The sequence below is a fragment of the Metasolibacillus fluoroglycofenilyticus genome (assembly GCF_003049645.1).
In the GTDB taxonomy this organism is placed as follows: domain Bacteria; phylum Bacillota; class Bacilli; order Bacillales_A; family Planococcaceae; genus Metasolibacillus; species Metasolibacillus fluoroglycofenilyticus.
Genome location: NZ_PYWK01000005.1, coordinates 144,724 through 156,041 on the forward strand (window position 1 = coordinate 144,724; position 11,318 = coordinate 156,041).

At 35.9% G+C, this 11,318-nt stretch carries 13 protein-coding genes; 1 reads left to right on the forward strand and 12 read right to left on the reverse strand.

Annotated features, from left to right (window positions below):
- The first annotated feature begins 13 nt into the window (after positions 1–13).
- Complete coding sequence (gene nagZ / locus C9J36_RS15235) at positions 14–1,696, forward strand: beta-N-acetylhexosaminidase (RefSeq protein WP_107943648.1); 1,683 nt, start codon at positions 14–16, stop codon at positions 1,694–1,696.
- Between the two features lie 664 nt (positions 1,697–2,360).
- Here the strand turns inward: nagZ and C9J36_RS15245 are convergent.
- The 12 genes from C9J36_RS15245 to C9J36_RS15300 form a co-directional block, all read right to left on the reverse strand.
- Entirely contained in the window at positions 2,361–3,056 is a 696-nt protein-coding gene (locus tag C9J36_RS15245; protein ID WP_107943650.1) for a transglutaminase-like domain-containing protein, read from the reverse strand.
- Between the two features lie 46 nt (positions 3,057–3,102).
- Entirely contained in the window at positions 3,103–3,855 is a 753-nt protein-coding gene (locus C9J36_RS15250) for a helix-turn-helix domain-containing protein (RefSeq protein ID WP_107943651.1), read from the reverse strand.
- 26 nt (positions 3,856–3,881) lie between these two features.
- Positions 3,882–4,334: an NUDIX hydrolase gene (locus tag C9J36_RS15255; protein WP_107943652.1), complete on the reverse strand. Its 453-nt coding sequence runs from the start codon at positions 4,332–4,334 to the stop codon at positions 3,882–3,884.
- Entirely contained in the window at positions 4,327–4,953 is a 627-nt protein-coding gene (locus tag C9J36_RS15260; protein WP_066164850.1) for a histidine phosphatase family protein, read from the reverse strand. Before C9J36_RS15260 ends, C9J36_RS15255 begins: the two co-directional genes overlap by 8 nt.
- Positions 4,954–4,987: 34 nt before the next feature.
- Positions 4,988–5,224, reverse strand: coding sequence for a hypothetical protein (locus C9J36_RS15265; RefSeq protein ID WP_107943653.1), 237 nt, complete (start codon positions 5,222–5,224; stop codon positions 4,988–4,990).
- Between the two features lie 71 nt (positions 5,225–5,295).
- On the reverse strand, positions 5,296–5,898 hold the full coding sequence (locus C9J36_RS15270; protein ID WP_107943654.1) for a class I SAM-dependent methyltransferase: 603 nt from the start codon (positions 5,896–5,898) through the stop codon (positions 5,296–5,298).
- A gap of 72 nt (positions 5,899–5,970) precedes the next feature.
- Positions 5,971–6,903 carry an alpha/beta hydrolase gene (locus C9J36_RS15275; protein WP_430010641.1) on the reverse strand — a complete coding sequence of 311 codons (933 nt, stop codon included), beginning with the start codon at positions 6,901–6,903 and terminating at the stop codon, positions 5,971–5,973.
- 288 nt (positions 6,904–7,191) lie between these two features.
- On the reverse strand, positions 7,192–8,067 hold the full coding sequence (locus C9J36_RS15280; RefSeq protein ID WP_107943656.1) for an ABC transporter permease: 876 nt from the start codon (positions 8,065–8,067) through the stop codon (positions 7,192–7,194).
- Positions 8,036–8,992, reverse strand: a complete 957-nt coding sequence (locus C9J36_RS15285; protein ID WP_201261967.1) for an ABC transporter ATP-binding protein — start codon at positions 8,990–8,992, stop codon at positions 8,036–8,038. The genes C9J36_RS15280 and C9J36_RS15285 overlap by 32 nt, the downstream gene beginning before the upstream one ends.
- Entirely contained in the window at positions 8,989–9,399 is a 411-nt protein-coding gene (locus C9J36_RS15290) for a DUF3021 domain-containing protein (protein ID WP_107943658.1), read from the reverse strand. The genes C9J36_RS15285 and C9J36_RS15290 overlap by 4 nt, the downstream gene beginning before the upstream one ends.
- Positions 9,400–9,403: 4 nt before the next feature.
- Complete coding sequence (locus tag C9J36_RS15295) at positions 9,404–9,859, reverse strand: LytTR family DNA-binding domain-containing protein (RefSeq protein WP_107943659.1); 456 nt, start codon at positions 9,857–9,859, stop codon at positions 9,404–9,406.
- Positions 9,860–10,337: 478 nt separating this feature from the next.
- A complete protein-coding gene (locus C9J36_RS15300; protein WP_107943660.1) occupies positions 10,338–11,192 on the reverse strand; it encodes a malate synthase in 855 nt (284 codons plus the stop codon).
- Positions 11,193–11,318: the final 126 nt, after the last annotated feature.

Here is an 11,318-nt window from a genome sequence, read left to right on the forward strand (position 1 = left end):
GGAGGTTTGCGGTATGTGGAAAAAAAGATGGGGTATACTCCTAGTTCTCATAATAGTTCTAACCGGAGTGCTTTTGTTTATTGGTATGAAGAGAGGGTCAATGCCAGAAAAGGCTGATGATTCTAAACCTGCTCCAACTCCAATTCAAGAGGAGGAATCTGAAAATTTGGAGACAATTATTCAGCGTATTATTGATTCTGCGCAGGAGGGCAAAGTGCCAAATGTGTCATTCATTGTTGGAGAGACAGATAGACAAGAGGTTCAGCAGGAGTGGGGAAAGCCGCAGCAAGTAGCCGATATAGCAGATGGAATATATGAGGATTATTTACAGCAGGCTGTGACAATTGGCTATCAAGATGCGCAAGCTTTTGATATCCGTTCCTTTCATGCAAATATACAGAAAATTCATTTAGCCGATATTAAAAATAGTATGGGTGAACCTACTGAAGTTCGTTATTACCAGGATCAGACGGCCAATCAGATTATTTTAGTTTACCAAGTAAATCCGGCATATCAACTAAAATGGATACTACCGAAACCGACAGAAATCGATATCAATCCTAGTGTTCATCATATTTCGGTTTATACAAAACTAAAGGATGAAGTGGCTGAAATGATTGAGCAAATGTCATTGGATGAAAAAATTGGCCAAATGATGTTTGCCGGGGTTTCAGGCATAAAACTTCAACAGGAAACAACAAGCTTGATTCAGGATTTCAAGATTGGAGGAGTGATTCTTTATGCTAATAATCTAGAAACACCCCACCAATCAGTAACGCTTATTAATGACTTGATGAGAGCAAATGTGGATAACCGTCTACCGATTTTTATTGGAACCGATCAGGAGGGGGGCACAGTAGTCCGACTGCCGGGGCCACTGAAAAATTTCCCATCGAACAATGCAATTGGAAATGTCAACCAACCTGAATTTTCATTTGAAGTTGGTAAATTATTAGGGCAGCAATTAAAAGCATTTGGCTTCAATCTTAACTTTTCGCCAGTGCTAGATGTCAATAGCAATCCGAATAATCCAGTTATCGGTAATCGCTCATTTTCAGATAATCCGGATATTGTTAGTCAATTAGGGGTTCAAACGATGAAAGGACTAGAATCTCAGCAGGTAATCCCTGTTATTAAGCATTTTCCTGGGCATGGGGACACCACTGTAGATTCCCATTTAGAATTACCGAAGGTGACAAAAAGCTTAGATGATTTGAATAAGCTAGAGCTAATTCCGTTTAAAACGGCAATTGAAAATGGGGCAGATGTAGTTATGGTAGCTCACATTTTATTACCAATGATTGATCAGAAATATCCTTCATCGATGTCAAAGGAAATAATCACAAATATTTTAAGGGAGCAAATTGGATTCGATGGCGTTGTCATGACGGATGATATGACGATGAAAGCTATCACCAATCATTATGATATTGGGCAAGCTGCCGTAGATTCTGTAAAGGCTGGCAATGATATTATTTTAATTGCCCATGGTTTTTCTAGTGTAACATCAGCAATAAAAGAAATTAAGGCGGCAGTAAATAATGGAGAAATAGCTGAAGCTAGAATTAATGATAGCGTCCGCAGAATTATTCAGCTAAAACAGAAATATAAAATCGAAAATATCGAAGTAACAACAGTGGATATCGACAAACTAAATAACGATATTGAAAAAGCATTGAATACCTATATGAAATAACCACAAATTGTGTTGAAGTTAGAAAAGGGCTGCCCAAAAAGTCGGGCTTCTTCTCAGCACACTGAAAAATGAACTTTATGCTTGTTTTGAAAATTCAAAGGAGTTGTCCGAAAAGTCCATTTTGTTTTGACACTGCATTGAAATCAATGTTTTCATCACTTCCCTTTTACTGAAGGATAACACTGCTAAAGTCAATGTTCATCCCATTTTTAAAAGAGGCGTTCCCTGTTTATCGCGTATTAACAAATTTTGTTTGCGACGAGTAACCGCAGGAGCAGGCTGTAATACCCCCACTTCAAAACAGCAGATAAAAACAAGATGTTTAAGTGGGGGATCAAACAGCCTGTAAAAACTAAGAATGAGGCCAACACGATGTTGGTCACACAAGCGTTTTCGCAGGATGCGAAGATTCTAGCTTGTGTTCCTCTATCACCAATCAGTGGGGGGCAAAGCCCCCACTGATTGAAGGTTCACTTTATAGGAATCAATATTTTGCGAAACATCATCGCCACTGTCCAAACTGCCGGCTATGTACGGCTTTTTGGACAGCTCCATCTTATTTTTCTCTACTTTATCTAATGATTCCTTTGATGAGAAAGCATCCCAAAAGCAGCAATGCACTACTTTTGGGATGCCCCTTCTCTAATATCCAAACGACTATAATTCAATTGCGAATTTTCTCTACATTGCGGTTCATCAATTTGCGTATAATAGTTTGATAAATCCATTTTTTAAAAGGTGACAGCCGCTGTCGATGTTTTTTGAAAAATTCATCAGGTGAATTAAATACGCCAAAGTCATTATTAATACCTTCTTTTTGAATATAAGTATCATTCGCATCCCAGTCTATCTGTGGATTTTGAAGATTATTAGTAGCTACACCGTAGCCACAAAAACTAGTTTCGCAATCAGCGAACTTTTCTTGAAGCTTTTTTAAATAGCTACTATCCAATATAAAGCCCTCGATGTTATACCAATGTCCGTCGTACTGCACCTCCACCCAGCTGTGTACAATATTTTGTGGTGCGAGCTGGTAAATTAGGCCTGTCATAGCCCCTTTTTGCAGTTTTTTATCAATGGTAAAGCCATGAATTCGACAAGGTATTCCAACTGCTCTCAATAATGTCATAAATAATATTCCTTTTGTGTTGCACTGCCCATATCTATCTTTTAAAATTTCTGAAGCGGGAATAGCATCGTCTTTGTTATATCCAAAGGCAATATCGTCGCGCACAAAATTGTATATTTTTTTGATTTTCTGAAAATCACTCTCGTTTGCCCACTGCATAGCTTCTATTAATTTTTGTATTGAGCTATGGGAAAAATTCAGTAATGGGGTTTCTTGCAAGTACTTATTCATTGTGTAATCCTCCTTCTAGTTTGATTACACTTTATCAAAGTACTTATTAGTAAACTTTCAAAAACTCGCTATTTTTAATGATATTTGTTGCAGACATTCCAGTCATCATTTTATTCGTATATGCAAGATGAGATGGGCTATTGAAACCAGCGTCAAGCGCGGCTGTTGTCAGGCTATCTCCATTAAAAATGGCTTCGTATGCTATTTGAAGTTTATGCAAAACAGTATAGCTTTTTAGTGGAATACCTGTTTCTTCTTTAAATAAATGTGCTAATCGACTTTCAGAAAGCCCTGTTTTTTGGGAAAAGTATTTTATTTGATGAAATTCATCTTCATGTGGACAGTTATCCAAAAGAGACAATACTTTCATAACACGACTATCAAAATTCTTCATATGGTGATAATCGAATTGAGCCATGATGTTCTTAACAAAGGAAATAATAGTAGTATGACTTTTTTGTTCAAGAGCATTTTGAAAAGCTTGCTGCATAGTGATGGTGTTTTCGTTTGGGAAAATATAATAGGGTTGCTCTAATAACTTCCTCCTAAGTACACGCCCAAGCTCTGTCGTAGGGTCAATCAGCATCGTAAAATGAGCTTCTCCTTCAGCGTCAAATAAATGAGGTGTATCCATATTTACAATAATGGCATTGCAAGAAATAAGCTGTCCATTCACTTCAATATTAAAATCTTTTCGACTACTTAGAAATATTTGGAGTAGCCAGTGCTTATGGTAATCTGCTTCTATATTATTTGAAATCGCCATAAAATTTCTACCATGTTTTATAATATAGTTCATTGTATCACCTACGATTACTACATATTTTATATGGTTAATGTTTTCAGAGCTTTTTCAAAAAACAATTTGGTGTCTTGATGTGTTAATTTGGCAAGTGTTTCATTAGGGCTAAAAAATTCAATGGCTCTAATTTCATTGTCTTGTGGCATTAAATCGGAGCGGTCCCCCGTGTATTCGATGACAAACATCGTTGTTTCTTGCATTTTGTAGCCTGTTTTGTGCGTAAATTCTTCAGCAAAATGGAAAATAATTTTCTCGTCTAATTGTTCCAACACTTTATATTTGACAGAACCTGTTTCTTCCATAAGCTCTCTTAACAGAGCAGCCTCTAAATTTTTATCGTTATGCTCAATACCGCCCTTTGGGAAATCCCACTCACCTTGTATTTGCATATCTCGAATTGTACTTATTTTTACTTTATGTACTAATAATATTTCAGCTTGGTGAAATATGATAGCACCGACAGCCTGCCTAATCATTGAGCAATTCCCTACTTCGATGGTGTATATCGCCTTCCATTATGATATTGATATGCCCATTGGAAATCACAATAACAGATAAGCTTGTATCATGTATATAAGGAGGGGTCCATAATTGTTCAATAGATTGCTTTTTACAATACACTAATAACATTTTAATAAATACAGTATGTGTAACAATTAAAATATTTCCAGCACTATGTTGCGAGATTAGTTGATTTAAAAAGTCTGTGACCCTTGCTTGCAGTTGTTCAAAGCTTTCGCCAGATGTCGGGTTGTACAAGTGGGGCGCATGCCAAAACGCATGATATTCTTCTGGCTGCTGTCTTTCTACATCCTCATGTGTCTGACCTTCCCAATCACCTAAAAAGATTTCTCTCAAGTTTGGCTCTTCAATAATTAGTTGGTTTCGATTGCCTTTAATAAGAGTAGCAGTTTTTGTTGCTCGCTTACTAGGGCTACTATAAATGGCATCAAATTTTACGTCTTTTAAACGATTGCCTAGGGCGAGAGCATTATTAACACCGCTTTCCATTAAGTCAGAATCTTGCCAGCCTTGTAGCCTTCCTTCGGTATTCCATACGGTTTCGCCGTGTCTAGTAATATAAAGCTTTAACAAATCATCAACTCCCTACTTATTTCATTAGCTCTTTTTAAAATATTATTTTTCGCTCAAGTAATTTAGTAGCACCATATGCTAAGCATGCTGCAATAATTGGTGTTACTACATAGCTTGTCCCTGTAACACCAAAGGAAACCTCTGATGATAAAGGAGCTGTTATTAAATCGAGTGTTGGTTTATAAAGCAATGTTAAAAGCATACCTGAAGCGATTTGTAGTGCGATATAAGCTGCTATGAAAATACCGATAAAACTTATAAATTTCTTCAATTAAATCCCTCCTCTAGTTGCTATACGAATGGAGATAAGCAAAGTTTCAGAATATTGTACAATGAAATTCCTTATTTTTTACAATCCAAAATAAACATTGAAGCATCCTGTGCCATAAAGATTTTTTCGCCATAATAAAAAGTTTTAGATTGAATATTGTTATAACCAATTTTAGCCAAAAGTTCTGCTAGCCTTTTTTGCTCAAAGCCATTGTGTACCATGTCTGAAGCGATATTTCCATTTTTATCAAAATCAACGATGAACAAATGCCCATCTGCCTTTAACATTTCATATAATTTTGATAAAACGAATTCCGTATTTTCAATATGCAATAATACTTGTGCCATGAAAATACAGTCGACCTGCAAATTTTTTGTGCTTTCATTTTCAATATCCACACATAATGTAGATGCATTTTGAATATCAAATTCCGTAATTTTCTGTTGTATTTGCTTCACCATATTTTGCGATGCATCAAGAAATAGCACAGATTGAAAGTCATTTAGTAGATACATGCCTACAAGGCCTGTGCCGCAGCCAAAATCAATAGCATCTTTAGTTGTAGCATTGACTAAACGCTCACGAATGGCATTTGCCGCAAGTTTCGCAATTTCCGTTCTTTCGCTCGTATCATAGCTGCTTGCAATCATTTCAAAAATATCGATATTTCCCATTAACTCAACTCCGATTCATTTTCTGATAAAAAAATTTCTTAGCATTTGCGCTTAATAGGCGAGGCTAGCTTTTTAATTCATAAGTTCTTTAATCGTTTCAATGATTAAATCTGGATTTTCTAGATGAATCGAATGTTGATGATTTGTTTTTATTTGTCTTGTATTTTGAGTTAGCTGACTTAACAAGCCTTGGTGTTCAACCCAAGTAGGGTCTGCATTATTTGAAGACAAAATAACTACTGGTAAGTCTGTGCTCAAAGCTTTTGAGCTTTTGACTTGTAAAGCTGATTCCTCACTATATAAAAATTCCTTATACACAGCCTCGTATGATTTAGGGTGGTACCCTATGTAGTCGATGTATTTTTGATAAGGCTCTGGAAGATATTTGCGTCCGACAGGTTGCTTTAACAGCTTTGGGAAACCTATTCCTGAGGTTAAGTAACCGAATCTAAATAAATTAAGATTCTTTTTGTGTGATTTCTTACGAACGCTGTCCCATTCATTGCTTAAGTATCTTTTTTCATGTATAGCATCAATAAGAATTAATGCGGCAACTTGCTCTGGATACTTACTTGCAAATAATCTCATATTTAATCCACCAAAGGAATGCCCAACTAAAATGTATGGAGGCTTTAGCTGTAATTCCTTAAGTATATGTATTAAATCGGCTACAACATCTTCACTAGTATACGGTGTGTTTACTGTCGAACTCCAGCCGTAGCCTGCTCTATCAAATGAGAGAACCTTTGCAAAATCAGATAGCTGTGGCTGAATATAATGCCAATCTAAAGAACAGCAGCTTAGTCCAGCGTCCAATATTACAGTGTAAGAAGCATCGCTTTCACCAGAAACGATTGCGTGTATGAATTTATCCTCAACTTTAATTCGCTGACCGATTTCATTTATTTGTCTTTTTCTATTAATGTATTTATTAGTTAATGTAAAAGGGAAGCCGATTATTTCTATTATATGTTTAGTCCATTTATCAAATTTCAAGTAAATCATCCTTCCTTGTATGAGGAAAATAGTACCATGAATTATGAGAGGGAAGCTAGAGATTTGCTAGGCCTTTATATTTTATACAGATTATTTATCACGCCTATTAATTATATAAATATTGGGATTGTCAAGGTTATCTCTTAGCTTATCGAAGCGGAGGTGATATGGTTACATGTCGCAAAGTAAATCTTCCGACAGGAAAAGCGCAGGGGATAAATGCACTTTTAGTAAGTTCAGAAGTATGAGTTGGAGCCCTTGCGTGTGGAAAGAGCGCCAACCGTAATGGCAATTAGATTATTTATGCCTTAATTTAAAAATCGAAATAGACACCCCTGTAAGTATAATAGTAGTAAATATAATAATCATATAGCTTGTTGATTGATTAAGCACAGTGCCATGCAGTTCATAGGATACGCCGTAAATTAATTTGTACTGCTCTATTGCTTCAGTAGGTGCTTCTGCAAATACTTTAATTAGTGAGTTTTCCATAAAGGCATTGCGCAATAGTAAAGTAGTATGACTAACGGGGAAGTACATAATGATATTTTGTGCAAAGCTTGGTAGTGCACCAATGGGGACATAGACACCGCATAAAAAACCGATAAGTGTCCCAATGATAGTGCCCAAGGCTGCAAAGGAATTTTGTGTGTTAATAAAAAGTACAAAGAAAAAATTCATTATACTAGCTAGTAGGACAGATAAAATTAATAGTCCGCTAACTTTTAGAAAAGAGGAGATGCTTAACAAAGTACCGCCTGCGGCTACAATAAATATCTCACAAATAATAAAGGCAATGAAAGTGAAAAACAAGCCAATAATAAATGCATTGAGCACATAGCTCATTTGAATTGTCGCGCGGGAAACAGGTGCTGTTAGAAAATCGGCTGTTGCCTTGGATTCAACATCCTTTATTGCAATCCCAAATGCTGCAAGTGTGGATGAAATCGCAATAATTGATAGCAATCCCGCTACAAACCATTCATTCACCATTGTAATAAGCTCGGGCGTTGCTTCTGTTGTTTGTTGAAGTGAATCAATTTGTGTTTTTTGTAAAAATAATGCGTAAAGACTAATAACGATAATAACTGATAATAATGAGAAAAAAACGGCTGCTTTATCACGTCTAAATACTTTATTATTACGTCCAACTAGGCTTAATAGCGCTTCCATTATAAGGTTCCTCCTGTTCCATAATACGTACAAAGACATCGTCCATCGTACCTTTTATTACTTCAAAGGATGCAATGAGAGGCTCTAATCGATTTAATAATGCTAATGCATCTAATGTAGATTGGACTCGAATTGTAAAAATGCCTTGTTTTTCTATATAACTAATACTATTTTCTCTAAGCCATGTCATCCCGTCTGAAAATTCATGGAAGGAAATTGCGAGCTGGTCATAGGCATATTTCACTTTTAAAGCGTCAGGAGTCCCTTCAGCGACAATTTCACCTTGTTTAAGCACAATTACTTTATGAGCCATTGCAGCCTCTTCCATATAATGTGTTGTTAAAAAAACAGTCATATTAGTTTGTTCCTGTAGTTGTTTAATTGTTTGCCAGACAAATTGGCGCGTTTGTGGGTCAAGTCCGGTCGTAGGCTCATCTAAAAACAAAATAGTAGGGCGGTGGATGAGTGCTTTCGCAATATCCACTCGCCTTTTTTGCCCACCAGATAATGTGCCATATTTTTGTTTTTCAATATCTTTTAAATTTAAGTAATTCAAAACAAACTGATAGTTTTCGAGTAGCTGTATTTTTGACAGTCCGTACATTTTTCCTCGATGCATTAGGTTTTCATATACTGTCAAACGCTCATCTAACAGACTTTGTTGAAAGACAACACCAATCGACTTGCGAATTTCAGCATTGCTAGAGCTATTATCGAGAGTATGACCATTAATCGTTACTACACCACTAGATTTTTTTAATAAGGTACATAAAATTTCAATTGTTGTTGATTTACCCGCCCCATTTGTACCAAGAAAGGCGAAAAATGTGCCTTGTTCAACCGAAAATGAAATGCCTTTTACAGCTTCCTTTTTAGCATAGGACTTACGTAAGTTTTCAACTTGGATAACGGTTTTCACTTTCATTGCCCCCTTCGCTTTTGAATCATTTTATTAATTTGTTCGATATCCTTCTTCTGTAGTAAATACATCATCGTCCAAACGATAAAATAAATAATTGCCACTGAGATGAGTACATTGACGATTCCAAAATGAGTAAACCATTCACCGAAATAACCAGCAACTACTACGAAAAGGGTTACGCCAATTAAGTGAGAGAGAAGCTGTAATGCAAAAGGTATACGTTCAGCCTCAAAAAGCAGAGATAGCGGTCCAATGGCAGCACCTAAAACTGTAGCAATAATGATTTGTTGAAGTAGTGCTTCACCTGATATAAGCGTGTTTGATTCAGAAAGTACACTAATTGTTACTAAAATATAAGAGCTACTAAGTGCAATCAGTATGCCGATAACAATCATGCGTAAAATTTTCATTCTATCAATCCTTTCCAATGCCGAGATGGCGCTTCAAGTCTTTTAAATATTTGCGGCTTACAGGAATGCTCGTAGCGTTTTCGAGCAAAAGCTGGGTTGTTCCAATCTTACCCATTTGGATTGAGGAAATTTTGTGAATATTGACGAGTGTCGATTTATTTACTCTGACAAAATCCTTCGCTAATTGTTTTTCTAGCTCGTATAATTTTCGCTTCGCTTCATATTCTTGCTCATCTGTTTGCAAGTAAATTTTCGAATCTTCGGCATAGATAGAAAAAATATCAGTGATTTTGAGCAAATGAATTTCTTGCTGTAAATAACCATCAATTACACCTGCATGCACAGTATTGGCAGCTTTTAATTGCTTCATCAACTGTTCAATTTGTTCATTATATTCCTTTGCATATATATGAATCTCTGTTTGTTCTAAGGCACTGTTAATTGTTAATTGAATTTTCAATTGGGGGCCTCCTTATTACCTCAAATCGAATTCGCTATAATTAATGTAGCATAGAAAAATTTGCATATGCGAAATTTTCGGATAAGTGGTTAGATTTTCGATATAAGGAGTAGATTTTGGAGAGTAAAATACACGATAGGCTTTAACTTCTTTCAGCAGGGTATAGTGCGATGAGTAACCGCAGGAGCAAATTATTTTGTATCGATAGGAAGGCAACAGGTACAGAAGCCTTCGTGATGAGGTCAGTTAACTTTGGCGTAATTGTTAATTAGTTTCACCAAACACTCCATATGTCGAGAGGGGATATGGTAATACAATATGAGGGGGGACAATTTAGTTTAAATATTAACTTATATTACTGGATAGTGTCAGTTACTATCGCTTGAATGTTTATTTACACACTTAATAGCAAACAGAGACAAGCACTGTTTGCTATTAGTAAAGTTTCCTGTTATTCTTATTATCTTTGGGCTAACGTCTAAATACGCATTAATGCACCATCAGGTTTTGATAACTCCTGTTCTGTTATCTGATTCATTTTACAAAAGTGTTTTAAAAACTGTTGTGCTAGCTCTCGTTCCGTTGGGTCACTTTTCAATGAGACTATATCGTGCAAAATTTGAGCCATCCATAAATTGTCGAAATATCGGTATTTGCCTGTTTTCCATGTCATATTCTGCGGAGATTTTTCGTTTACATAGTATTTCCAAAATAGCATCTGATTTGCTTCTTGTTCTGTAAGTTGGAGTTTGTATTTTGAATGAGCAGGAATATAGCCATCTTCACAAAGTTTACCGATAAAATCTTCATTCACCATATAGACACCTAAAATACGTCTGTCTTTTTCAGGCATGTTGGAATCTATTGCCGTTAACAGGACAGCGCTATTTTGATGCAAGCGAATCGGTTTGTTTGGTTTCCCTTTGTTAGTACCGCTTTTTATTACACCCGAAAAAACCTTCCACTCTGAAAAAGAACTACTCTGTTCTTCTATGTCACACCAAAAAACCATTTGTGATTTGGGATGAAGTTTATGGTTATTCATAAGCTTTTCATATTCCAAGCGGAGCTCCTGTTTTTTTCGTTGAAGTTTTTTTTCTTCTTCCTTCTTCTGTTCTTCCTTTTTTTGTTCTATTTCTCTTTGCTGTATAATTTTTTCAAGTGAATTAGCAGCACTTTCATCATGCAGTTTTAGGTGTTTTCCAAATACATCAGGGAAAATGAACTTTTTACTTTCCGTTGCGAAATGTATTTCGATAGTGGAGTCATTATGTTTAACTATACTCCCTGTGCCAAAACGTTTGTGTGTAACTTTCTTATTGATTAGATTCATTATTTTAGCCCTCCTTATAGAATAAAAAAATCGGTTACTATTAGTTAATAATTAGTGATTTTATCCAACTAACTTCTTTTGAAACCCATACAATTGCTTGAACTTTTCTTCCATAAAAAAGAGATA

Bases quoted from the DNA above. Each gene is read 5' to 3' on its own strand.
- C9J36_RS15280 (WP_107943656.1), bottom strand. From the start codon at position 8,067: ATGGAAGCGCTATTAAGCCTAGTTGGACGTAATAATAAAGTATTTAGA.
- C9J36_RS15250 (WP_107943651.1), bottom strand. From the start codon at position 3,855: ATGAACTATATTATAAAACATGGTAGAAATTTTATGGCGATTTCAAAT.
- C9J36_RS15270 (WP_107943654.1), bottom strand. From the start codon at position 5,898: ATGGGAAATATCGATATTTTTGAAATGATTGCAAGCAGCTATGATACG.
- C9J36_RS15290 (WP_107943658.1), bottom strand. From the start codon at position 9,399: ATGAAAATTTTACGCATGATTGTTATCGGCATACTGATTGCACTTAGT.
- nagZ (WP_107943648.1), top strand. From the start codon at position 14: ATGTGGAAAAAAAGATGGGGTATACTCCTAGTTCTCATAATAGTTCTA.
- C9J36_RS15285 (WP_201261967.1), bottom strand. From the start codon at position 8,992: ATGAAAGTGAAAACCGTTATCCAAGTTGAAAACTTACGTAAGTCCTAT.
- C9J36_RS15300 (WP_107943660.1), bottom strand. From the start codon at position 11,192: ATGAATCTAATCAATAAGAAAGTTACACACAAACGTTTTGGCACAGGG.
- C9J36_RS15245 (WP_107943650.1), bottom strand. From the start codon at position 3,056: ATGAATAAGTACTTGCAAGAAACCCCATTACTGAATTTTTCCCATAGC.
- C9J36_RS15275 (WP_430010641.1), bottom strand. From the start codon at position 6,903: ATGATTTACTTGAAATTTGATAAATGGACTAAACATATAATAGAAATA.
- C9J36_RS15255 (WP_107943652.1), bottom strand. From the start codon at position 4,334: ATGATTAGGCAGGCTGTCGGTGCTATCATATTTCACCAAGCTGAAATA.